The organism is Butyrivibrio sp. MC2021 (genome assembly GCF_000621605.1).
Classification (GTDB): Bacteria; Bacillota; Clostridia; order Lachnospirales; family Lachnospiraceae; genus Butyrivibrio.
In genome coordinates this window covers 130,219-153,992 of sequence record NZ_JHXX01000006.1, presented here as the reverse complement: position 1 = coordinate 153,992, position 23,774 = coordinate 130,219, and the positions used below count along the sequence as shown (strand labels likewise).

Sequence of the window (23,774 nt, the reverse complement as noted above, 5' to 3'; positions counted from 1 at the left end):
CCTGGGGATTAATTATGCTATGAATTACTTGATTTTTGCTGCTTCGACGCCTGCGTCGATGAGGAGCTGTTTGTAGGCGGCGAGCTTGGTTTTGTCTGAGATCTTGTAGGTGGCAGCGGGGCTGTTGCCGTAGAACGCTTTGTATCCGATGAGGATAAGGTTCTTGGACTTGATGGTAACAGTCTTTAAGTTGCTACAGCCTTCAAAGGCCTGATTGTCTATTGTCCTAACATTCTTGCCAATAGTTACAGTGGTTATAGCGGTGTTGTCCTTAAATGCACTTTCCTGGATGCCTATAACAGGAATTGCAAGACCTCTGTAAGTTACTGCGTCAGGAACTTTGATGGATTTAGCTGCTGCATCATTGGTTCCGGTAAGATATGCTTCAAAGGTTTCATCAGTAATAAGGATATATACATTATTCTTGGCATCTGTAAAGGTATCGATATACAGAAGCAGATTTCTGATGATCTCATCTTTTGCTGCCTTGTTCTTGGTTGTTATCTTGAATTTAGCCTTATCAGGTACCTGGGCAAAAGCATCTTCTCCTATCTTAACAGCTTCGCCTGCAATAGTAACCTTGTTAAGTGCTGTACATCCGCCGAAGACATCTGCTCCGAAGTTGTCGGTGGTCAGTACCTCAGTGTTTATTGTTACCTTCTTAAGTCCTGTGCATCCAAAGAATGCTTTATCGCCCACATAGCTTACCTTTGAAGGCAATGCTACGGAAGTGATTCTGATACAGTTCATAAATGCCTGGGCGCCGATCTTTTCAAGCTTGGACGGGAGCTTCAGATCCTTAAGGGCTGTACATCCCTTAAATGCTTCATCACCGATCTCCTGAACATTTGCGCCGAATTTAACCTTTGCAAGGCTGTTACATTCTGCAAATGCTTCGCTTCTGATGGTGGTGACATTCTTTCCGATGGTTACGGATATAAGATCGTCACAATCATGGAATGTATTGGCATCAATTCTTGTTACCTTATAGGTTACTCCGTCCTTCTTAACAGTTGCAGGAATAGTTATACTTGTGCTCTTCTTGTCCTTGTTTATTCCGCATACTGCAACTTCCGCCTTGCCGCTCTTGCGGTAATAGATACCCTTGTCCTCAAAAATGCACGGAAATACGACATTATTCTATCTGATTTTGCGGATACAATGTGGCTTTCTGAGGAAATATAATTTTAATTTTATCTAGTTTATCTGAAATTAATAAACTACTGAATGGATGGTCATTTTTAGGCCTGTTTCCCCGCCTCTTTTCGGGCTTCTTCCTCCAGGTGCAAAAGGGCTTCAAAATTATAAATGTCAGTTTTTAATTCGCTTGATCCACTTGCCGCTTCTAAGACGGATTACGCAGACGAAGCATTTGATGAACTGGTCGATCCTCAGCATGATAAATACCCAAAATCCGGGCCAGTTAAATACAAGGCCTGCCAGTGCTCCCATGGGGATACTGCATACCCAGAGGAAGATGATGTCCGCCACCATCAGGAACTTGGTGTCTCCGCCGCCCCTTAGGGTACCCTTGGTGAGGATACTGTTGGCCGCCTGGAACCAGATGGTAATAGCCACGGCGTGCATCAGGTCTCTTGCCAGGGCCGCGGTCTCGGGGGTAATCCTATAGGCTCCCACCACCAGGTCTGAGATGGCCAGGATAAGCACACATCCAAAGCCGCCGATGATGAATCCCAGTGCCGCAAAGGTATTGCCCTGCTCTCTGGCCTTTTCCACTTCTCCTTTTCCCAGGGTGATGCCTGTGATGGTACAGCTGGCCTGGCTGATACCCTGGATGACAACGGTGGCAAGGCTCATTACCACGGTGGTTATGGAGTTGGCCGCAACAAAGGTGGCTCCGATGTGTCCCATAACTGCTGCCACGGCGCTGTTTCCAAGACCAAGAAGTGTGTCGGAAATAAGAACCGGGATGGAAATTCTGATGTACTCCCCAAGGAGCTCTTTTACAGAAAGGGTCAGGTCCTTGAGCCTGAAGCCGATATTGGTGTCTACAAATAGCAAAAAGCCCATGATTATGGCGAATTCCACAACTCTTGCCAGCAATGTTCCCAGTGCCGCACCGTTGACGCCCATCTCGGGAGCTCCCAATTTACCGAAGATAAATACCCAGTTAAAGAAGATATTGATGAAGAAGGAGCAGCAGCTGGATAAAAGGGGAATATTGGCCTTGCCCACGCTTCGCAGCATAATGCTGGAGGTGACGGCATAGCCGTTTAAGTAATAACAGGGGATGGAGATAAGAAGGTAGCCTGTTCCCTGGCTGATGACATCCTGCTCCGATGTAAAGAGGCCCATGATCTCACCGGGCATCAGAGCCGTTGCCAGTGCAAAGCAGGTGGCTACCACAAAGAGGAGCCTATACATGATATTCACAGACCTTTTCATATTGAGCTTGTCCTTCATTCCGAAGAATCTGCTGACCAGGACGCTGGCTCCCATGCCAAGGCCCATGCACATGATCTGAAAGATGGTAATAAAGTTATTGGCCAGGGTGGCTCCGCTCATGGGGGCCTCTCCCAGCTGCCCCAGCATGATGTTGTCCGCCATGTTGACGCCCACGGTTATGAGCTGCTGAAGCGCTATTGGCAGCGCATAGGCCACCAGTGTTTTATAGAATTCTTTATCCCTTACAAAGACTTTCATTCGTTCACCACTAATTCAAAACTTTAAAATGCCTCTGTTCTTAAGCAAGAACAAAGGCATTTATATAATATCAGTTATTTGCGGTAACTACTACCTTTTTGTGAGGAGTTTCAAGCTCTCCCTCTGCTGTTACGGCGTAGATTTCCGCTTCGCCGGGGGTAACGCCTCTGATTACGCAGTAAACGCTGTTTGCACGGGTTACTCTGTCGAATACAACCTCAGCAACTTCGGGGTTAGAGCTAACAAAAACAATATCCTCTGCTGTAAGATCAGCATCCTCGCCAAGCTCAACCTTAGCATAGATTCCTGTGTCCTGCTTTCCAACACCGATCTCAAGATCATCTACATTTGAAAGAACCAGTGACTCAATCTTGTTCTGCTGTGTGCTTGCTGTAGTAACTGTTGCCATCTCCTCAAGGTCCTTCTCTGCGTTCATTGTCTTACCTGAAACAGAGTAAACAAGGGCGAAAACCAGTACCGTGAAAACTGCTACGCTTAACCATTTGATCACATTTTTCTTTTTCATTTCTAAATACTCCTGAATTATATATTTATAGGCGCTGAAATAGACAGCGCAACTTTGCTATTGTACCACTTTGTGAAAATCTTTCAAGAACAATTATCTCTTAATGTATTTTTATTTATTTGTTAACGGATTTTTGATAAAGATTTGCTATAATAAACTATCGCAGTATGTCCATCACTCCATGGAGATTAAGCTATGCTTGAGATGCAGATAAATATTCTTGTGGTCCTTATAATAGTTGTATATCTGATCACTATTGGCATCATTTTTTTCAAAACAAAGGAAACCATCGGTGATCAGAGGGAGGCCTTTGCCTTCAGATGCATGCTCTTTTCCTTCATGGTTTATGGCCTGGTAGACTTAAGATTCCTGTTCCCGACCTTCTACACGTCTTTTCCCGTATGGTTTGTGACACTGGTCACTGAGCTGGGATTTGCTTCCATGACCTGGGCATGCTATTTCTGGTTCATCTATGTATCCACAGACACCAGGCAGCGCCGCAAATATGCCATTAAATGGTATGTGGTGACCTCTATCCCGCTGCTGATCACTATGGCTCTCATCTTCACACCCTTCAATAAAAACCTCTTTGAAATAAATGAGATACTGCTGGTAAAGCCTGCAATCATTACAATTACCTGGTTTGACTATATTTACCTGATCATGGCCACCATAATATCAGCCATCAAGATGCACAGGTCCAAGACCAGGATTGAAAAAAGGAAGTACAGAACCCAGATCTTTTTCATCATCTTTTTTACCTTAAGCGGCTTTCTGATCGGTTTTCTTATGGGACTTCCCTCCATTGAGCTCTGTGTTATTCCCGTGGTGGTCAAGATCTTCGTTGATGTTCAGGACTCCAAGATCTATACCGATGCTCTCACAAGGCTGAATAACAGGATCAGGATCTCCGAATATTTTAAAGAGGAGATAAAAAACGTAAACGACACCCACCCGCTGTGCATAATTATGATAGATATCGATTTCTTCAAGAGTATCAACGATATTCTGGGACATGATGAGGGCGACAAGACTCTGATCGCCTTTTCAGACGCCCTCGCCAAAATTACAGCTTCCAAAAACGCCATGGCTTCCAGATGGGGCGGTGATGAGTTTATAGTTGCCACGAGAGATAAGGCCCTTACTGAGAATTTCAGGGAAAAACTGAATAGCAAGATAGAAAACTCCAAAGAGATCAGTTTTATCCCTTCCTTCAGCCTGGGAATGTATGAATGTACCGACACTTCCATAAGCATTGATCAGGCCCTTATAGAGGCGGATAAAAATCTATACAAGGATAAAGAGATCCAGCATCAGCAGACGGATGCCTTCCACGAAAGAATTAAGGCATTGAAGTCCTGATTTATTATTTATTCAAAAAAAAGCACTTGGCCCTCTCCTATGAGAACGCTCGGTGCTTTATTTTGTCTTATGATAATTACTGAATCTCTTCGTTGATGATCTGAACAATGGTATCGGTAGCGCTGTGAAGGCTGCTCTTACTCATGTTCTCGATATATTTCTCTCTGTTCTCATACAGATCCTGAATGGTCTCCACCAGGATATCCTCATCAAGATCATCGTTGTCGATCACCAATGAGAATCCCTGCTGCTCAAAGCTGCGGGCGTTCAGCATCTGGTCGCCTCTGCTGGCCTTGGTGGACAGTGGAATAAGGATGTTGGGCTTCTTAAGTGCCAGAAGTTCGCAGATGGAATTGGCGCCGGCTCTTGATACTACGATGTCAGCCATGGCAAAAATGTCCTTGAGCTCGTTCTTTACATACTCAAACTGCTTGTAGCCGGGAACGGAGAGCTTGAGGTTATCCATTTTCTCCTTGCCGCAGATGTGGACCACGTTGAAATCGGGAAGGAGTCTCGGAAGAGCGTATCTCACTGTCTCATTGACGGACTGTGCTCCAAGGCTTCCGCCGATGACCATAAGAACGGGCTTGTCATCGGTAAATCCGCAGAGCTTCTTGCCTTCCTCGGGAGAGCCCATTCCCAGCTCTTCTCTGATGGGGGTTCCTGTGAGAACCGCCTTGTCTGCGGGAAGAGACTTCATGGTCTCAGGGAAATTGCAGCAGATCTTCTTGGCGCCGGTCATGCTGAGTTTGTTGGCAAGACCGGGAGTCATGTCTGATTCGTGGACAATATATGGGATCTTGAGAAATCCTGCTGCCCTGACAACGGGAACGCTGACAAATCCGCCCTTGGAAAACACAACGTCGGGCTTGATCTTGCGAAGCAGGGTCACAGCCTCTGTAAAGCCCTTGAGTACTCTGAAGGGATCAGAGAAATTCTTGGGATCAAAGTATCTGCGAAGCTTGCCTGTGGCGATTCCGAAGTATGGAATATTGTAGTCTTCTATAAGCTTTTTCTCGATTCCGTTGTAGGAGCCGATGTAAAAGATTTCGTAGCCAGCCTTTTTCAGAGCCGGAATAAGGGCTATATTGGGAGTTACGTGTCCCGCACTTCCACCGCCGGTAAGTACTATAGTCTTAGTATTCTCACTCACTTTTTTATCCTTCTTCCACCAAAGTTACTGGTTCATTGCCTGCTCGATGGCATATGAGAGCTGATCCGGGCAGGAAGTGTCCTTGAATCCGCACTTGATGCCGCGAAGCTTGGCAATGGCGTCCTCGCCCTTCATTCCTTCCACCAGCTTGGAAATGCCCTTGAGATTGCCGTTGCAGCCGCCGGTGAAGGCAACACTCTTTATAATACCACCCTCAACCTCAATATCTATCTTAGTTGAGCAGGTGCCTTTTGTCTTATATACCATTATAAAACTCCTTTTATGTAAATGTGAATTTGTTTTTGCCAATCAATGATACCACGTTTTGCTGTATTCGCAAACTTTCGCCGAAAGCTCAGTTGTGAAGAAGCCCCTGCTCCTCGTAAGGGATGATGTAATCTGTCACCACGTCCTGGGAAAAATTCTTTACTCCATCCAGAACTTCCTCATAGTTTTCGAGGGTCATCTCGTCCTCTCCGGCGATGATCTTGTCCAGCATACGCCTGTTGATCTCGGGGGCAAAGTGGATGGTGTCCATATAAAGGTCCAGGTTGGTGGCCACTTCCCTGTCGTTCTGGAAGCAGAAGATACGGACGTTGTCATAGGATAAAAGAGCCTTGGTCATCTGCTTTTCATTGTAGATATAGGCATCTCTTTCTCCGGTTCTCACAATGCCGTCCCACCAGAGCATGGAATATGTTGGATAAAAGAATATAAACTCTGTCTCGGGATGAGCTGCCACCTGCTCTGTCAAAAGAGCGATGTTGGCATCAAGCTCAGTCTGATACGCGCTCTCCTCCATCATGGGGATCACATCCTCCGCCCTGTTGTAGAGGCCCAGGGCCAGCTCCGATCCGAAGTTCTTCCATTTCGCCCAGTTATAGGAGAGGTTCTCATTGTAGTCTCCTATAAAGGAATTGGCCAGCTGATAGGGAATCTTTTCCAGAAGCACGTCCTTGTTAAAGAGGTACTTCACGTCGTTGAAGGGATTCTTGTCATACAGATACATGGGGCAGCCTGTGGATTCGTAGGTAGGCTCCGGGGATGCAGACAGCGACGAAGGATCGATATTGTAAAAAACGTATCTGATGTCGTGGCTCTCATAGGCGGCATCCAGAAGATAACACAGGTCCGCTGTGGCTCCGTAGCTCCTTATGGCCTTGATGGACTTGATGCCGTAGGCACTGTCATACCAGGAGTTGTCGTTGTTCTCCATAACGGAGGAGCCCACCAGCAGGGAGTCGTAGTCAAAGTTACGAAGGGTTCCGATGCACTGATACTCCTTGTCGTTGAGGACCGCCTTCAGCCCCAGCCAGGGCTTGTGATAGTGATAGAAGGGGTCAAAAACAAAGACAATGCCCGCCACCAGCACCATCAATGCCAGGATGGTTATCAGAAATCTTTTTATAAATGAAGTTGAGTTTGTTGTTTTTTCTTTTTTATTCATTGGTAATTCAGGTCTTCCTTAAAACTGGAAATAAATAAATGTGCTGACATTGGACAGGGACACAAAGGACCAGATAAAGATAATGGCAAGGCCTATCACTGTCCTGGTGTCGAACCTGGTCTCCTCTATGATCTCCTGAGTATTCTTCCTTGTCATAACGAAGCCGCTGACAATAAGAAGGATCAGGAAAGTCGCCACATATATAAGGTTCTGCATGCCATCACCCATATTCAGCTGGGTAAAAAGCTGTCTTGGCAGGTAATTCTCCGCCAGCTTCAGGTTCTCTGCGGTCTTGTAGAGGAACCCGGGATAGGTGAAGAAGAAAAACTGCTTAAACATCTGAAGAGCATAGGTCATATTCTGGGATCCGAAGAACACCAGAGAGATAACGAACATAATGAAGGTCAGGGCATTTCCCAGGAAATGAGGGATCCAGATAAGGGGCTCTTTCCTGAAGAGGAACTTGCCTGTTTTATTGCCCTCTTTATCCTTAACTCCCACGATACCCAGGTTGTCCCAGACTACAAGAAGGCCCTGCATAAGGCCCCAGCAGATGTAGGTCCAGCCGGCACCGTGCCACAGTCCTGACAGCACAAAGACGATGAGGACGTTTACCATGGTGCGAAGTTTGCCCTTCCTGCTGCCTCCAAGAGGAATGTAAACATATTTGATGAAAAATCTGGACAAAGTCATATGCCAGCGCTGCCACAGTTCCTTGGGCGTAGCTGCCTTGTAGGGCGAATTGAAGTTCACGGGGAGCTTATAATTCAGCATAAGGCTGACGCCGCTTGCCATATCGCAGTAACCGGAGAAATCCAGGTAGATCTGGAAGGTGTAGGAGAGCATCACGAGAATCCCGGTGATGGTGTCCATATAGTAGGTGTAGTGGAAGCCGTAGACCACCACTTTGGACAGTGTATCCGCCAGAATTGCCTTTTTTCCAAGGCCTAGGATAAAGGACATAAGGCCTCTCGCGAAATTATCGGGATTAAAGCGCCTCAGGCTCTTATCCTCGAACTGGCTGATCATCTCCTCATGGAATGCGATGGGTCCCTGGATCAGCTTGGGAAAATAGGCTGTGTACATGACGTACTTAAGGACCGGATAGTGGGGCGCCTTGCCCTGGGCCCTGTCCACGATAAAGGATATCTGACCGAAGGTAAAAAAGCTGATACCTATGGGCATCAGGATCTGTCTTGAGGTAAGGGCTCCGCCGGTAATGGCATTTACATTTTCCATGAAAAATCCCAGATATTTGAAGTAGAACAGCAAAGCCAGGTTAAAGATGACTCCTGCTGCCATGAGAACTTTTTTGCCGGAAAGCTTGTCCATCAAAAAGCTAAGCAGATAGTTCCCCGCCATGCTGACAAGCAGTATGACCAGGAAGGATGCGCCAAAAGAGTAATAGAAATACAGTGACATAAGACAAAGGAATACGTCCGCCACTGCATGCTTTTCAAATCTGTTAAGCAGATACCAGCCGGCTAAGAGGGCAGGAAGGAACAGCAATATAAATCTAAAGGAATTAAAACCCATTAAAAAATCTCCATCTGATGTATTTCAACGAAGAGTATATCATATTTACGACCTTTCATAAAAGGAAAAACGAGGCTTCGCATAATGCGAAGCCCCGCCAAAAACCGTTTTTACTTATCAGCGATGTTTCTTGCTGATGCAAACACCGTTTGCATCAAATGTGCACCAGTACTTGCCAACCCATCTCTGGGTATTCTTAACGATAACACCGTTTGATAATGCATAATACTCTTTGCCGTCAACTGTGATCCAGCCGCACTGTCTTCTTCCGTCCTTCTTGTCGAAGTAGTAGGTGTGTCCCTTGTAATCGAAGAATCCAAGCTTTAATGCGCCGGTAGCATCATCGCAGTAGTAGTAATTTGACTTATTTCTGCGAAGCTCGCCGAACCACTTCTTGCCGTCTTTGCCATAGTAGTAGATGGTGTTTTCGTCTACTCTTACGAACTGCTTGTCTACTCTTACTCCCTTAGCATCGAAGTAGTAATAGTCAGCACCGATCTTAACTTCTGTCTTCTTCTGGATAACGCCTTCCTCATCTGCGTAGTAGAACTTCTTGTCCTTTGTGAACTTGCCGATAACTACGTGTCCTTCAGCGTTGAGGTAATATTCCTTGTCATCTTCGGTAACAAATTTCTTTCTTACCATGTGGCCCTTGCTGTTGAAGTAGTACTTGTATCCATCTTTCTCAAGGAATCCAACGTGGAATGTTCCGTCAGGATACTTGAAGTATGTGCTGCCCCACTTTGTATAGAACTCGCCCTTTACTTCCTCATCCTGTGTAAGAACGATTGTGCCGAATACTGCAGGTGAACTCCATCCGTTACCTGTGTTGTCTGCCCAGTTAAGAGTTCCTACTCTCTTGCCGCTGGCATCAGCGTCGTTGATCTGGATATCAAGACCAACCTTAGATCCTGCTGCAGGTGCGATGTCTGTCCACTTAAGTGCTGCTACTACTCTGTAGCCGTCATCTGTTACAAATACATCTGAATCAATGTTCTCTGCTACGCACTTTGTGCCGTTGAAGCTGAGCTCATTTACATAGCTGATTCTGTACTGCTTGTCGTCCTCTTCATAGGAAGAAGCCTTAGCATTGTTCTCGTCTACGAAGATTTCTACTGAATCCTGCTCCCAAGCATCTGAAGCATCCTTGTTAAGGAGTGAATCCTGAACCTCTGCAAGAACATAGAGGTTTTCCTCATCCCAGAGGGCCTTAGCTGTTGCTGTTGCCTGTGCGCCGCCGTTGATAGCTACTACGAAAGGAGTTGCCTTTTCCCAAGCTGCGTCAAGCTCCTGTGCATCAACCTTTACTGTTCCGTTCTTTACTGCAAGAAGAGGCTTGATAACTGTCTCAGCGTAGTAATCACTTCTCTCGCCCTGCTTGAGCTGTGTATCGCCGAATGCGAAGTCCTTCTCACCGTCTGTTACTACTACGTCAAGCTTAACCTGGTTAGCAGCAAGCTTATCATTATCTACTGCAAGCTTAAGAACTGCAGCGTATCCCAAGTTGGTAACGGTTGCTGCTGATCTCTCTACAACAGTCTTCTTGATGGATCCGTCTGTTGCATAAAGAGTGATCTTATCTGTATCGTCTACAGTTGTATCTTCTACTTCAACCCTAACTGCAAGGCCGCCCTCTTCCCACATAGGAACGAAGCTTACTACGCCTGCGTCTGTTTTGAAATCATAGCTCTGACCTGCATCGAAGTCATCGCCCTGGAGCTGAAGAAGTGTTACGTTTCTAACCTCAGGCATAAGCTCGCCGGGATTTGCGATAGCATAGAATGCATTCTTAGCCTTGTAGTGATCATCGAAAAGAAGTGGATACTGTCTTGCGTTTCCTGAAGCACCGCCACCTGCTGAGTTAGCTGTCTGAAGCCAAGAGTGCTTATCTACTACACCCCAGATTGTCATACCTGTGATGTTAACGCCTTCATCCTTAAGTCTTCTGATTGTGTCATAGAGATCTTTATATCTCTTTGCAAGTCTCTCGTCTGTTGAATTTCTGCTGCCCTTGAAGTCAAGCTCTGTTACCTGAACCTGATCAACGATTGCTGCATATCTCTTAGCTGCTGTTCTGAAGGCTTCCATTGAAGGATCGTTGTTAGCGATCTGGTAGTGAGCCTGCATTCCGAAACCATCGATTCTTGCTCCGGGTGTTGCCTTAACATCCTCAAGGAGCTTGCAGATACCGTTAACCTTGTTTGTCATGGTATCGTTGTAATCGTTGTAGAAAAGAGAGATGTTTGCAGGATAGTACTTGTTAGCATATACGAATGCGTTCTGGATGAACTCAGGGCTGTTGTATACTCTCCACCATGATGAGTTCTCGTTGCCGTTTCTGTATGTGCCTGTGCCATCGCTGACTGCCTCGTTAACTACATCCCAGCCGTAGAACAGATCTTTGTACTTGCTGTCAGGAGCTGTGAAGTGGTTAGCAACCTCTCTGATGTAAACCTCGAGACGCTTGTTCATAACGTCAGGTGTTACATAAGGCTTGTTTGTATCGAAGTCCTCGTGGAAGATAAGCTCAGGAGTCTGTGAGTGCCATACAAGTACGTGGCCTCTGATCTTGATGAACTTATCAGGGTGCTCGTTGTTCCAATCAAGGAAGAAATCAAGGTATCTCTCAGGAGTCTCGAAGTTAAGTTCAGGGAAAAGAACCTCTTCGCCGTTGAGCTCATAGCTCTTAACCTTGTTTACATCCTTAACGATCATTGAGTCAGGCTTAAGCTCGTTACCAAGTGTGCATCCGTTGAAGTGCTTGGTTACAAGAGCCATCTCCTTGGCATCAGCGAACTCCATGTAGCTGATAGCTGTACCGATGATGAAATCGTCGCCCATGATCTTGGCAACTTCATCGCGCAGGTTAACTATGTCATATTCAACTTCGTTGTCTGAAGGCTCTTCAACAGCTGTATCCTCTACAAAAACTACGCTCTCGATGGTAGCTTCTACAGGGAATGACTTGTTGTCATCTCCGGCCATGAAAGCAAAGTCTGTAACAGTTCCTGTTGCTGAAGGATAGATTACATACTCGTTGCTGTTATTCTTGCCGTAGAATGCCTGAAGCTCTTTTCCTGCATCATCATAGATCTTGAATGCAAGAGATGCTGTCTGACCACTGGTCTTTACTGTGATGGACTTGATCTTCTCAGCATCGAACTTTCTGTTAAGGTGGAACCAGTACTCATCCCAGGTCTCAACAAAGGTAAGAGTATTCTTCTCAACCTCAGCGCCGCTCCATTTCTGGCTGAACTTCATGCTCTCAGGACCATAGGTAATGGTCTCCTCTTCGCCGCCTGTTGCGGTTAAATCCGGATTGATCTCTTTAATTGTGATGCTGTAAGGATAATTCTCCTCACCTGATGCCATTGACATAACGCCAAGATATTTAACATCACCGTCATATTTAGGTACTACTTCATATTCTGTGCTTCCGCTGTTGCTGTAGTTGGCCTGCATCTCGTTCATGCCTGAATCATACAGCTTGAAGCAAACGTTATTACCCTGATCCGCAACTTTAACTACTATTGTATTGCAGACAGCAGTCTCGAATCCCTCAGGGAACTCATAAACAAATTCCTGATACTGGCCAGCGAATGTGATCTTGTTTCCGCAAGTATCATTGCTGTTCCATCTGTTTACAAACTTAAGAGTGCTCTCCTCAGCCGGAACAGGCTCCTCCGGGTTATCAATGGGCTGTTCACCGGGCTCCTCACTGCCCTCGTTCCAGTCCTCGTCACCGTCTGATTCCAGCAAAACTGCTTCCTCTTCGGCAACATCAGTAAGTGACAATTCTTCGTCCGCTGCAAATGCCAGGTTTGCAGGTGCAAGTGAGCCTGCTACAAGAACGCCCGCCATTGCCAGGGACAACATCCCCAAAAACTTTTTGTGCATAGTTTTCCTTTCCCTCCTATAGAAATTTTTACACTTGTGCATTTATCCCCTAACGCACAATTCCTTATTCTGATTATTTAGCATTTTCGCACATATTGCTTCTCAGAATATGCTATTTTATCGTCATTTTTTGCCATGTTTTTGCAAAATAGAAAACGCCACCCACCGGGCGTTATAAACCGCGGTGAATGGCGCTTCTTTATTATTCTATTTCTCTGGGTTTTATCTTAAATTTGACAGTTGTTGTTCCGGTATAGTTTCCGGTGCCCTCAATTATTATGGTTCCGGTTCCCACATGCTTGTTGTTTTCATATCTTAAGATGTAGTAATCCTGATTGAAAACCAGATTCTTTTTACCGTCCCTGGCAACTATGTCATACTCATTTGGATTAATATTGTCACCTGTGTAGTAATAATCCTTTACAGTGAACTTTACCTTACTGATGTCCTTTTTCTTACCGGACTTAAGATCGCTCTTAACGGTGTATCGTCCCTGCACTTTTCCTTCATAGTTACCTTTGCCGGTGATCTCTATTGCCATATAAGTTCCGACGGATACTTTATCTTCCTTGGAATTGAGTGCTGTTCCGCCCTTCTTATATACAACATTTTTGTCATAGTCTGTGCCGGCTTTGAGTTTTACGCCATCGGAGTCATAAACTGTAAAGGTGGTTACGAAATTACCGGCCTTATCCTTGAAGGCTACGTCCTTGGCCTTTACTTTGCACTTGGAAATATCAGCCTTTACGACCTTGAATTCCTTACTCAGAGTGCCCTTGTAATTTCCTTTTCCCTTGACTGTTACTGTGGCGGTTTCACCAACCTTTTTGTTGTTTTTGTATTTAACTGTGTATTCGGACGAATACAGTTTTTCTCCTAAGGCGGTCACGGTTACGGAAGGTCTGCTGCCCTTCTTGGCATACCTTGCCTCCTGAGCACATGTCAGAACAGCTTTACATTCATCTGATGCCAGGTCGCAGCGCTCTACTTTAAAGGTCTTGGTAATTTTTCCCTCATATCCGTTAACGCCTCTGATCACAACCTTTGCTGTGCCTGCATAGAAATGATCCTTGCAGACATAGTAATAATTCACCTTCTTTTTCTGCTCGGAGCTCATATTGGAATAAGCCTCCTGCTCCACACCGTAGAGAGGCTCATCGGAGGACTTAAGGTAAACCCTGATATTCTCCTGATCAGCGTATTCTCCGCAGAAGACCTTGTTTTCAATGCCTTCCACTCTGGCCTTGGCAATGCTTATTGCCTTAATTTCAAAGCTGATAACTAATGTTCCGTCGTAGCCCTTACCTTCTTTAGCAGTTATAGCAATAGTAGCGGTTCCGGGCTCTGTGTTGTTGGTGTACTTATAGCTGAGGCTGTCGCTGACGAATTTTCCATCCTTGAAGCTGCCCACAACTGTCTTTCCGTCCTTAACAGTAAACTCAGGACAGATGGCCTTTCCGGTATAGGTGTAAGACTTGCTTACCCCTGAGATACTGAGCTTTGTAACAGGCTTGTCGGCAGTAATTCTCTGGGTAAATTCAAGCTGTCCTTCGAAGTTTCCGATTCCCTTTATGATAAGGGTATCTTTTCCCGGATCCTTAAAAGGAGTTCTTGCCTTTCCGTTCTCCTGGGTTATTCCCTTGTACTCAAGGGTGTAATCCTTGTTTTCCTTGAGTTTAAGTGTCTTTCCGTTGCCCTTTACAAAGGTCAGTACCGGCTTGGCCTTCTGCTCTTTCTGATTATATGCAAAAAGAGTATCTGCTCCCTGAACCTTAAGTTTTCCGGAAGAATAAGCCTTTTTAACATTTGCTTTCCTGATCTCAAAGGTAAAGGTTCTGGTGCCGTGATAGTCTCCCTTGAAGGTCACGGTCCCGGTAGCTGTGCCGACTTTTACGTTATTGCTGTACTTTAGTGTATAGCACTTATCAGGGTTCAACATGATGCTGCCTTGCATAATCTTGAATCTCGGCAGTGTCACAGGGCTTCCGGTATATTCCATATCCTCAACGCCCTTAATTACCACATCTTCTGATGATGCAGCTTTTTTCCACTGAGCAACAGCAGATACGTCTGAGGTTACATTACTTATGGAAGAACCTGTTCCGGTCCTGCCATCGCTGAAGGTGTACTTCCATCCGGCAAATTCATATCCTGTTTTCGCCGGGATGTCAGGCTGGTAGGACTTTCCGTATTCTACCTGAACCTCATAAGGCTTATCGGTTCCGTTATTGGGATCGATCTTTACCGTAAAGGTTTTCATAAGGACTTTTCCGTAAACAGTTAAGTCACCCTCAACTATATATCCCGCGGGAACAGGCTTTTTGAAGTCTTTGTCAAAATACCAGCCCTCAAATATAAGGCTGTATCCATAATACTTATTAAAATTGTCATCGTCTGTGTTAAACTCTGTTCCTACAAGCTGAGATCTGCTGAAAGTGTAATTCTGATTATACTGGGTAATCGGAATTATATAATCTATCTTTACCTTGCCCGGATTCCATTTAGCATAGATTGTCGTATCTTTTGTAAGAAATTGACTGCTGTATACCTGTTCCCTGCCATTATTATCATAATACCAGTTATCAAATGTATATCCCGCACGCTGCTTCTGCTCCGGTTTTAAGTACCTTTCACCATAATGGATCTTATCAACCTTGGGAGTTGTTCCATCCTTGCTATCAATAGTCACTTTCAGATATTTGTATTCCCATTTTGCATATACTGTAATATCTTCCTTGGGAACAAAATCCTCAGAAACCTTTTTAGTGTATGCTTTATCAAAATACCAGCCCAGGAATTTGTAATAACCGGTATTTTCATAAATAGCTACCCGACTCTCCTCTTGTAAAAATTTCCAGCCATTAAGATAAATCGAGGTAAACCGTGGAGATGATGTAAATGAAACCTCGAATTCAGAAAGAACATAGGTCACTTGTGGTCTAAACTCTGCCCAATAAGCGTATAAAACCATATCCTGTGTGACATAATCTGAAAAATTATATGTCTTGGTAAGATTTCTGTCGGAGCACCAAAGGATAAATCTGTAGCCTTTTTTTGTTGGCTTCTCCGGCTTTTTTACAGTGGCTTTTCCGCTTTCATCAACTATCTGCTGTGCTACTTTGCTTCCGCCGTTTGTTTTGAAAATGATCTTGTAGCCTTCATATTTAAGACCTGCATAAAGGGTCATTTTTCCCCTTACAGGATTCGCAAAGTTCCACTTGGTTCCGCTGAACTGTTCATCTTTAGCGGTATACCAGCCTCCAAGCTCCTGGCCGTTCTTAAGACTTATGCTTGGCGCAGATACTTTATCTCCCACGGACACTTCCTTGGTTGCCACAGTTTTTCCACTGAGATCTACAAAGGTTACTGTGGTCTTATTGTTTCCGTAGGGCACGAAGCTTACCAGTTCCTCATCATAAGTAAGGTTGTCGATGGCGTCAGACCAGCCCTTTCCGTCGAATGAGTAATAGACCTTCATCTTAGTGGACGCATTTTTAAAAAAGTAGTTGTCCAGTTCAGGATAATCCCCTGCAAAGGTTATCTTTTCAAGCTTGGGCATATCGTATATAGCATCAGCCGCAAAATTCCTAGTGCCTTCACTTAAGATGATTTCTTTGACATCAGTATTTTCAAATACTCTCGAATTAAAATCCTTAACTCCTGAAGGAATTGTTACTGATGTGTTGAGGTTACTGACATTATAAAAAGAATACTCTCCAAGATAGGTAAGTTTATCAGGCAGAACCAGCTTTCCATCCATACTCTTACATCCGCCGAATGCATTGTCACCAATATATGTAAGAGTTGAAGGAAGCTTCAGATCAATTGGGGTATTTTCACTTCCGCATAATCCGTGTTCTCCCAGATACTCTAGGCTGTCCAGCTTGATACTCTTGAATGACCAACCGTATTTAGAAGTATAAAATCCATAATCACCTATATATTTAACGCCCTTTGGGAACTCTCCTTCACAGGTAATATCTGAATTATAAAAAGCATATTCTTCTATTCTGGTAACTTTCCCGGGAAACTTGCAGTTTAAAATGGTTGTGTTGGCAAAGGCATATTTTCCAATCCTGCTGAGCTTTTTAGGAAATACCAGAGGATTTGTAGTTTTATTGACCGATTGAAGAGGATTAAAATTGTAAAATGCATAATCTCCTATGCTGGTGATTCTGGAATCCAGCACAAGAAATATTATATCTTCTCCATACCTATACCATTCCGGCAGGTTTGAAGGTGAATAGTTATACATATCGCCGTATCCCTCAAATGTAAGGGTACCTTTGTTCATTTTCCAGGTGATATTATCTCCGGCTTTATTAGAAACTTTAGCATTTTTATCCACCCAGGTTACTTCCTTAAAGTGTTTGGAAGCGTTTTTCCTGTTAGTTTCACTAAAGGTTGAGTTCTTTCCGTCATAATATACAATCACTATATCATCGGCAAAAGCACCTTCTCCAAGCTTTGGCAGGTCACCCTCAAATGTCACTGTCTTGGCCGGAGTAAGTTCGGCACATCCCATACTTTTTATGGTTTTAACACTGGCAGGGATAACAAAATTACTAATATACGAAAACTTGCAAAAAGCCTTCTCTCCGAAAGTAGTTATTGTATTAGGCCAGGTAACCGATCCCACATTTGCACGGTAAAAAGCCCCTGTTCCGATTTCTTCTATACCTTCTGAAAATACCAGTGGTGCGAAAGTACATCGCATTTGAGAAAAGGCATAATCACTTACCTTTTTTAATGAACCCGGAATTACAAACTCCTTACCTCCAACGTCAAAATCGGCAAAAGCAAATTTGCCTACACTGGAAAGCTTTGATGGTAATTTGAATTTTTCTGAACCACTACGTTTAATTCCAACAAATGCAGCTGCTCCAATATGGGTAATATCATCTGAAATTACAACATCTTTTATGCTTTTATAATATTGAAACCATGGAGCTGAGCTCTTATCAACAATTTCAGTATTTCTAAAGTAGCCTTCTTTATAGTCCCACATAGCTCCGCTACCGCCTATGGTAAGAACACCCTTGGTCTTGTTATAGCTCCAGGTGGCGTTGTCACCGCATTTGCCGCTGGTCTGGCCTGTATAGTCCTCAGTGAACCCGGCTGTTTCTTCATCAGAATCCTCGGAAACAGCCTCAGATGCTGTGTCTGAAGCTTCCTCGGAAAGAAGGATTTCTTCTTCAGGAATCTCCTCTTCAACCACTTCTTCCTCCTGAATGAGAATCTCATCCTCTGAATATTCTGATGAGCTCTCCTCTGAGCCCTCTTCAGGCTCAAGCACTATCTCCTCTGTTGTTGATTCTTCCGTGAAAAGTGATTCCTCATAAGAATCGTAAGATGCCGCCCCGGCTGTGGCCGAAAAGACAGCGTTGAACATAAGAATTGAACCGGCCACCCCCGAAGCCAGTCTGATAAAACCTTTTCTCATACCTTTGACTCCCAAAAAAAAAACGCGTTTTCTTTATAGTTGCTATAATTTATAACATAAATGTCATCATTTTAAAAGAAAAATAATAATATTCTAAAGTATGCGATATTATTCCCAAAAGATGGTATCATATGATATATGTCAAATGCTTTGAAATAGGAGTAACAATGAGTAAGAAAAATACAATTTTAGGACTTGGCATTTTTACCGCCCTTTTTGGCGGAGCATATGCCTTCGGAAATTACATATACCAGATCTCTGCTGTTCCCAAGCAGCACACAGATGAAGACGACGTAAGGGATTTAGCCCCTGAGATCACCAAGGGCCGCCGCTTTGTCAGAAATCACGAGCGCAGACAGGACATGTACATTGACAGCATTGATCAGCTCAAGCTCCATGCTTCCTACATTCCCGCCAAGGATGAGAGCCACAGATATGTGATACTTATCCACGGAATCTGGGATAACCACGAGGCCAACGGCGTTTACGCAGAGCACTATCTTGAAAAGGGTATCAACTGCCTGCTTCCTGACCTTAGAGGCTTCGGTAAGAGCGAGGGCAAGTATATCGGCTATGGCTACGACGACAGGCTTGATATCCTGGAGTGGATCTACTGGATCATCAAAAGAGATCCCGAGGCCAAGATCATTCTTCACGGCATGAGCATGGGTGCTGCCACAACCCTGATGACTACAGGGGAGTCCCTTCCCGAGAATGTGAAGGGTGCCATCGCAGACAGTGCCTACTCTGTACTTCGTGAGCAGTTTGCCGATACCTACAAGAGCTTCAAGGGCTCCTTCGTTCCTGTTCCCATCGCACTGGGCCTGGCAAGACTGCTGATCCTTCTTCGTGCAGGCTATGACATCAACAGGGTTCGCCCCATTGATGCGGTTCAGATAAGTAAGACCCCGACGCTTTTCATGCACGGTGACAACGATACCTTTATCGATCCTCACATGTGCTCAAGGCTCTATGAAGCAGCTAACTGCCCCAAGCAGTTCTGTATGATCCTTGGGGCCGGACATATCGAGGGCGTGGTCAAGGATCCCACCAATTACTGGAACAAGGTTGCCAGCTTCCTTATGAAGATTTCATTCTGAATATGACAAGAATACCAAAAACCCCTGAAAGCTCAGTGCTCTCAGGGGTTTTCAGTAATTTAACAGGATAAAAAGGATTTATATGAAGTTTATGCTATAGCCTCTTTCATGCTCTTTACGTATTCGCCTACGTATTTTGGAGCTTCTTTTCCGTATTTCTCAAGGATCTTGATGATGGCGGAACCTACGATTACGCCGTCAGAAAGCTTGGAGATGCGTTCTGCCTGCTCGGGAGTTGAGATTCCAAAGCCGATGGCACAGGGAATATCTGTGTTCTCTTTTACGATCTTTACCATGGAGCCCAGGTCTGTGGTGATCTCGCTTCTGGTTCCTGTTACGCCAAGACTTGATACGATGTACAAAAAGCCCTTGGCTTCCTTGGCGATCATGGCGATTCTGTTCTCTGAGGTAGGGGCGATCAGTGACACCAGGTCCACTCCGTACTTATTGCAGACTTCATCAAACTCCTCTTTTTCCTCGAAGGGAAGGTCCGGAAGGATGATTCCGTCGATGCCCACCTTCTGGCAGTTGGCCATGAATTTCTCTGAGCCGTAGGAATAAACCACGTTGGCGTAGGTCATGAATACCAGGGGAATGGTTACCTCTTTTCTGAGGTCCTCCACGAAATCAAAGATCTTATCTGTTGTAACGCCGCCGGTGAGAGCACGGAGGTTGGCTCCCTGAATAACAGGACCCTCAGCTGTGGGATCGGAAAAAGGGATTCCCAGCTCGATAAGGTCTGCTCCGTTGTTGGCAGCTTCTATAACTGTCTTTTTGGTGGTCTCAAGGTCCGGATCACCGCAGGTGATGAAGGCTACGAAGGCCTTTCCGTTTTCGAAGGCTTTTTTAATATTACTCATTGATATCCTCCCCTCTGTAGCGGGCAATGGCTGCGCAGTCCTTGTCGCCGCGGCCTGAAATTGTAACTACGATTATCTTGTCTTTGTCCATGGTGGGTGCTACCTTCATGGCATAAGCAAGGGCGTGTGATGACTCGATGGCGGGGATGATTCCCTCTGTCCTTGAAAGGTACTCAAAGGCGTCAACGGCCTCGTCATCTGTGATTGCCACATATTTTGCTCTCTTGGAATCGTGGAGATATGCGTGCTCCGGTCCGATTCCGGGATAGTCCAGGCCTGCTGAAATGGAGTAAACAGGAGCTATCTGACCATATTCATCCTGGCAGAAGTAGGACTTCATGCCGTGGAAAATTCCAAGTCTTCCGGTGTTGATGGTGGCTGCGGTCTCAAAGGTATCGATTCCTCTTCCTGCGGCCTCGCATCCGATGAGCTCTACGCTCTCATCCTCGATGAAATTGTAGAAGCTTCCGATGGCATTGGATCCGCCGCCAACGCAGGCGATAACTGCATCGGGAAGTCTTCCCTCTTTTTCCAGCATCTGCTCCTTGATCTCCTTGGAGATAACAGCCTGGAAGTCACGAACGATGGTGGGGAAAGGGTGAGGTCCCATAACTGAGCCAAGACAGTAGTGGGTATCGCTGATTCTGGAAGTCCACTCACGCATTGCCTCTGATACGGCGTCCTTGAGGGTTGCGGTTCCTGTCTTAACAGGGATGACCTCTGCTCCCAGAAGTCTCATCTTATATACGTTAAGGGCCTGTCTCTTGGTGTCCTCTTCGCCCATGAAAACAACACATTCCATTCCAAAAAGTGCCGCAGCTGTGGCGGTTGCAACGCCGTGCTGTCCCGCGCCGGTCTCGGCGATGAGTCTTGTCTTCCCCATCTTTTTGGCAAGAAGGGCCTGTCCCAGAACGTTGTTGATCTTGTGGGCTCCTGTGTGATTGAGGTCCTCTCTCTTTAAGTAGATTTTGGCGCCCCCCAGGTCCCTGGTCATCTTCTCAGCATAGTAGAGCCTTGAGGGACGACCTGCGTACTCGTTAAAAAGCTCCTGGAGCTCGCGGTTAAATTCCGGGTCATCCTTATATTTGTTGTAGGCTTCTTCCAACTCTATAACTGCATTCATCAGTGTTTCCGGAATATACTGTCCGCCGTGTATTCCGAATCTTCCCTTTGGATTGGTCATAATATTTCTCCTCTTTTTCCTTTTTAACCCGCTGCGTTTCGTACGTTATCCACAAAACGCCTCATTTTATCCACATCTTTTTTCTTATCAGTTTCTATTCCTGAGCTTACGTCAACGGCGTAGGGCTTTACTGTCTCTATGGCCTCTTTCACGTTTTCCGGGAAAAGACCGCCCGCCAGGAAGTAATCTCTTTTTATTCCCTGTAAAAGCTCCCAGTTAAAGGGCTTTCCGGTGCCCATGCCTGAATCAAGAAGGATGTAATCTGCCTTGGAATTGTTGGCTTTTTCCACATCCTGAGGCTCCTTTACCTTGAAGGCCTGTATCACGGGGCGGCCGGTGGCTGCCTTGATATTCTCTACATAGGCCTCATCCTCTGAGCCGTGGAGCTGGATGATATCTATCACATTTTCAGAGGAGAGCTTTTTTATGAACTCGGGGTCCTCATCCACGAAGACGCCCACCGCCTTGATCCTGGAATCCAGCAGTGCTTTCAGCTCTTTTGCCCTGTCTAAGGATACGTTTCTTACACTCTTTTCGTAAAAGACAAATCCCATGAAGTCAGGTAAAAGCTGATTCACAGCCTCTATATCTTCAGTTCTTGATAGTCCGCACAACTTGATCTTTGTCATTTGATTGCCTTAAGCTCCTGTAATAAAGCCTTTTTGTCCGGTGCTCTCATGAGCATCTCTCCTATGAGAACCGCATCAACTCCGATGCTCTTAAGGGCCGCTATGTCCTCGCCCTTGGAGATTCCGCTCTCGGATACGAAGACGTTTCCCTCGGGAACAAGGCTCCGAAGTCTTGCGGAATTGGAGGTATCCACATGGAAGTCCTTGAGGTTTCTGTTGTTGACGCCGATAATCCTGGCTCCCACAGAGACTGCGGTGTCTATCTCCCGCTCGTCGTGGGTCTCCACCAGGGCTGACAGGCCAAGTTCATCGCAGATATCCATATACTCTTTTATCCGGCTCTTCTCAAGGATGGAGCAGATAAGAAGAACTGCCTTGGCTCCCAGATTCTTGGCTTCGAAGATCATGTACTCATCTACGGTGAAGTCCTTCCTGATGCAGGGGATCTTCACTGTCTCTGTAATCTCCCTCAGGTATTCATCGGAGCCCAGGAACCACTTGGGCTCTGTGAGAACGGAAATGCAGTCGGCTCCTGCCTCCTCATAGGACTTGGCAATATCAAGGTATGGAAAGTCCGGAGCGATGAGGCCCTTGGAAGGTGATGCCTTTTTACATTCACAGATGAAGGACATTCCGGGCTTTTTCAGGGCTTCTTCGAATTCGAAACTGCCCTTTGGAAGGCTCTCCGCCTGTCTTCTTACTTCCTCAAGGGGTCTGTTCTTTTTTGCCTGCTCTGTTCTGTATACGGCGTACTTCGCCAGTTCATCAAGGATTGTCATGATAGCTCCAATTATGCGTTACTTACTTCAATAAGCTTGTTAAGTGTCTCTGTTGCCTTGCCTGAATCGATGATCTCTGCTGCCAGCTTAACGCCAGCAGCGAAGGTCTCTGCCTTGCCGCCGATGTAAAGGGATGCACCGGCGTTCATAAGAACTGCGTCTCTCTTTGGTCCCTTTTCTCCTGCAAGGATCTTTCTTGTGATCTCTGCGTTTTCTTCAGGAGTTCCGCCCACCAGGTCTTTTTTCTCACATCTTGTAAGACCAAAGTCCTCGGGAGTTATGGTGTAAACCTTGTACCAGCCGTCCTTGATCTCGCACACTGTTGTGGGTGCGCTAAGGGAGATCTCATCCAGCTTGTCCTGTCCGTAAACAACCATTCCGCGCTTAACTCCAAGGCTTACAAGAACCTGTGCCAGGGGCTGAACCAGGTACTCGTCATATACACCAAGAAGCTGCATTGCGGGCTTGCCGGGGTTGGTAAGTGGTCCGAGGATATTGAACACTGTCCTGAAGCCTAGCTCTTTTCTTATGGCTCCTACATATTTCATGGAGGTGTGATACTTCTGTGCAAAGAAGAAGCACATACCAACTTTTTCAAGAAGCTCTATGCACTTCTCAGGATCCTGCTGGATGTTAACTCCGAGAGCCTCCAGACAGTCAGCGGTTCCGCACTTGGAGGAAGCTGCTCTGTTACCGTGCTTGGCAACCTTCATTCCGCCGGCTGCAGCCACAAGAGCTGAGGTGGTGGAAATGTTGAAGCTTCCTGCGTTATCTCCACCTGTTCCAACGATCTCAAATATATCCATTCCTGTCTCAACCTGTGTAGCGTGCTCTCTCATGGCAGCTGCGCAGCCTGCGATCTCGTCTGTTGTCTCGGCTCTTGCACTCTTGGTGGAAAGGGCTGACAGGAATGCGGCATTCTGAGTAGGGCTTGTCTCGCCGCTCATTATCTCATTCATTACCGCGTAGGCTTCATCATAGGTAAGGTCTTCCTTGTTTACGATTTTTACGATAGCTTCCTTGATCATTTCTTTGTTCTCCTTTTCATAAAAATTTAAGCGTCTTGGCTATTCTTCTGCCAAAACGCTTCTTTGAGAACTTGTCCTAATACACGAAAGTCCTTGGCAGAGAATAACCTCTGTCAAGGACGAATATTTATAATCTATCCGCGGTGCCACCTTGAATTCGTAGTGAA

At 45.6% G+C, this 23,774-nt stretch carries 16 protein-coding genes; 2 read left to right on the top strand and 14 right to left on the bottom strand.

The features are described from left to right. Window positions 1-24: 24 nt before the first annotated feature. The 3 genes from T359_RS0112315 to T359_RS0112305 form a co-directional block, all read right to left on the bottom strand. Window positions 25-975, bottom strand: coding sequence for a leucine-rich repeat domain-containing protein (locus T359_RS0112315; RefSeq protein WP_330370191.1), 951 nt, complete (start codon window positions 973-975; stop codon window positions 25-27). Window positions 976-1,311: 336 nt separating this feature from the next. Continuing rightward, complete coding sequence (locus T359_RS0112310) at window positions 1,312-2,664, bottom strand: MATE family efflux transporter (RefSeq protein WP_026517751.1); 1,353 nt, start codon at window positions 2,662-2,664, stop codon at window positions 1,312-1,314. 70 nt (window positions 2,665-2,734) lie between these two features. Beyond that, window positions 2,735-3,190 carry a hypothetical protein gene (locus T359_RS0112305; protein ID WP_026517750.1) on the bottom strand — a complete coding sequence of 152 codons (456 nt, stop codon included), beginning with the start codon at window positions 3,188-3,190 and terminating at the stop codon, window positions 2,735-2,737. Window positions 3,191-3,385: 195 nt separating this feature from the next. Between T359_RS0112305 and T359_RS0112300 the strand changes: the two genes are divergently transcribed. Continuing rightward, window positions 3,386-4,552, top strand: coding sequence for a GGDEF domain-containing protein (locus T359_RS0112300; RefSeq protein WP_026517749.1), 1,167 nt, complete (start codon window positions 3,386-3,388; stop codon window positions 4,550-4,552). A gap of 76 nt (window positions 4,553-4,628) precedes the next feature. Here T359_RS0112300 and T359_RS0112295 read toward each other — a convergent pair whose 3' ends face one another. The 6 genes from T359_RS0112295 to T359_RS0112270 all read right to left on the bottom strand — a co-directional run bounded on the left by T359_RS0112295 (window position 4,629) and on the right by T359_RS0112270 (window position 18,028). After that, a complete protein-coding gene (locus T359_RS0112295; RefSeq protein WP_026517748.1) occupies window positions 4,629-5,705 on the bottom strand; it encodes an undecaprenyldiphospho-muramoylpentapeptide beta-N-acetylglucosaminyltransferase in 1,077 nt (358 codons plus the stop codon). A gap of 24 nt (window positions 5,706-5,729) precedes the next feature. After that, complete coding sequence (locus T359_RS0112290) at window positions 5,730-5,972, bottom strand: TIGR03905 family TSCPD domain-containing protein (RefSeq protein ID WP_026517747.1); 243 nt, start codon at window positions 5,970-5,972, stop codon at window positions 5,730-5,732. A gap of 88 nt (window positions 5,973-6,060) precedes the next feature. Beyond that, complete coding sequence (locus T359_RS0112285; RefSeq protein ID WP_026517746.1) at window positions 6,061-7,152, bottom strand: hypothetical protein; 1,092 nt, start codon at window positions 7,150-7,152, stop codon at window positions 6,061-6,063. Between the two features lie 18 nt (window positions 7,153-7,170). Then, window positions 7,171-8,688, bottom strand: a complete 1,518-nt coding sequence (locus T359_RS0112280) for an MBOAT family O-acyltransferase (protein ID WP_026517745.1) — start codon at window positions 8,686-8,688, stop codon at window positions 7,171-7,173. Window positions 8,689-8,805: 117 nt separating this feature from the next. Further along, a complete protein-coding gene (locus T359_RS0112275) occupies window positions 8,806-12,585 on the bottom strand; it encodes an endo-1,4-beta-xylanase (protein WP_026517744.1) in 3,780 nt (1,259 codons plus the stop codon). A gap of 202 nt (window positions 12,586-12,787) precedes the next feature. Further along, window positions 12,788-18,028, bottom strand: coding sequence for a leucine-rich repeat protein (locus T359_RS0112270; protein ID WP_026517743.1), 5,241 nt, complete (start codon window positions 18,026-18,028; stop codon window positions 12,788-12,790). Between the two features lie 167 nt (window positions 18,029-18,195). On the opposite strand from T359_RS0112270, the gene T359_RS20245 reads away from it, so the two are divergent. After that, window positions 18,196-19,128: an alpha/beta hydrolase gene (locus T359_RS20245; RefSeq protein WP_051545347.1), complete on the top strand. Its 933-nt coding sequence runs from the start codon at window positions 18,196-18,198 to the stop codon at window positions 19,126-19,128. A gap of 89 nt (window positions 19,129-19,217) precedes the next feature. On the opposite strand, the gene trpA is transcribed toward T359_RS20245, so the two are convergent. Genes trpA through trpD form a run of 5 tightly spaced genes read right to left on the bottom strand, consistent with a single transcriptional unit; the run spans window position 19,218 to window position 23,607 of the window. Next, window positions 19,218-19,988, bottom strand: a complete 771-nt coding sequence (gene trpA / locus T359_RS0112260; protein WP_026517742.1) for a tryptophan synthase subunit alpha — start codon at window positions 19,986-19,988, stop codon at window positions 19,218-19,220. Beyond that, window positions 19,981-21,171: a tryptophan synthase subunit beta gene (gene trpB, locus T359_RS0112255; RefSeq protein ID WP_026517741.1), complete on the bottom strand. Its 1,191-nt coding sequence runs from the start codon at window positions 21,169-21,171 to the stop codon at window positions 19,981-19,983. The genes trpA and trpB overlap by 8 nt, the downstream gene beginning before the upstream one ends. Before the next feature lie 23 nt (window positions 21,172-21,194). Further along, window positions 21,195-21,800: a phosphoribosylanthranilate isomerase gene (locus T359_RS0112250; protein WP_026517740.1), complete on the bottom strand. Its 606-nt coding sequence runs from the start codon at window positions 21,798-21,800 to the stop codon at window positions 21,195-21,197. After that, window positions 21,797-22,579, bottom strand: coding sequence for an indole-3-glycerol phosphate synthase TrpC (gene trpC / locus T359_RS0112245; protein WP_026517739.1), 783 nt, complete (start codon window positions 22,577-22,579; stop codon window positions 21,797-21,799). The genes T359_RS0112250 and trpC overlap by 4 nt, the downstream gene beginning before the upstream one ends. A gap of 11 nt (window positions 22,580-22,590) precedes the next feature. Then, window positions 22,591-23,607 carry an anthranilate phosphoribosyltransferase gene (trpD, locus tag T359_RS0112240; protein ID WP_026517738.1) on the bottom strand — a complete coding sequence of 339 codons (1,017 nt, stop codon included), beginning with the start codon at window positions 23,605-23,607 and terminating at the stop codon, window positions 22,591-22,593. Window positions 23,608-23,774: the final 167 nt, after the last annotated feature.

Bases quoted from the DNA above. Each gene is read 5' to 3' on its own strand.
- trpB (WP_026517741.1), bottom strand. From the start codon at position 21,171: ATGACCAATCCAAAGGGAAGATTCGGAATACACGGCGGACAGTATATT.
- T359_RS0112305 (WP_026517750.1), bottom strand. From the start codon at position 3,190: ATGAAAAAGAAAAATGTGATCAAATGGTTAAGCGTAGCAGTTTTCACG.
- T359_RS20245 (WP_051545347.1), top strand. From the start codon at position 18,196: ATGAGTAAGAAAAATACAATTTTAGGACTTGGCATTTTTACCGCCCTT.
- trpD (WP_026517738.1), bottom strand. From the start codon at position 23,607: ATGATCAAGGAAGCTATCGTAAAAATCGTAAACAAGGAAGACCTTACC.
- T359_RS0112280 (WP_026517745.1), bottom strand. From the start codon at position 8,688: ATGGGTTTTAATTCCTTTAGATTTATATTGCTGTTCCTTCCTGCCCTC.
- T359_RS0112300 (WP_026517749.1), top strand. From the start codon at position 3,386: ATGCTTGAGATGCAGATAAATATTCTTGTGGTCCTTATAATAGTTGTA.
- T359_RS0112250 (WP_026517740.1), bottom strand. From the start codon at position 21,800: ATGACAAAGATCAAGTTGTGCGGACTATCAAGAACTGAAGATATAGAG.
- T359_RS0112270 (WP_026517743.1), bottom strand. From the start codon at position 18,028: ATGAGAAAAGGTTTTATCAGACTGGCTTCGGGGGTGGCCGGTTCAATT.
- T359_RS0112290 (WP_026517747.1), bottom strand. From the start codon at position 5,972: ATGGTATATAAGACAAAAGGCACCTGCTCAACTAAGATAGATATTGAG.
- trpA (WP_026517742.1), bottom strand. From the start codon at position 19,988: ATGAGTAATATTAAAAAAGCCTTCGAAAACGGAAAGGCCTTCGTAGCC.
- T359_RS0112275 (WP_026517744.1), bottom strand. From the start codon at position 12,585: ATGCACAAAAAGTTTTTGGGGATGTTGTCCCTGGCAATGGCGGGCGTT.
- trpC (WP_026517739.1), bottom strand. From the start codon at position 22,579: ATGACAATCCTTGATGAACTGGCGAAGTACGCCGTATACAGAACAGAG.
- T359_RS0112285 (WP_026517746.1), bottom strand. From the start codon at position 7,152: ATGAATAAAAAAGAAAAAACAACAAACTCAACTTCATTTATAAAAAGA.
- T359_RS0112310 (WP_026517751.1), bottom strand. From the start codon at position 2,664: ATGAAAGTCTTTGTAAGGGATAAAGAATTCTATAAAACACTGGTGGCC.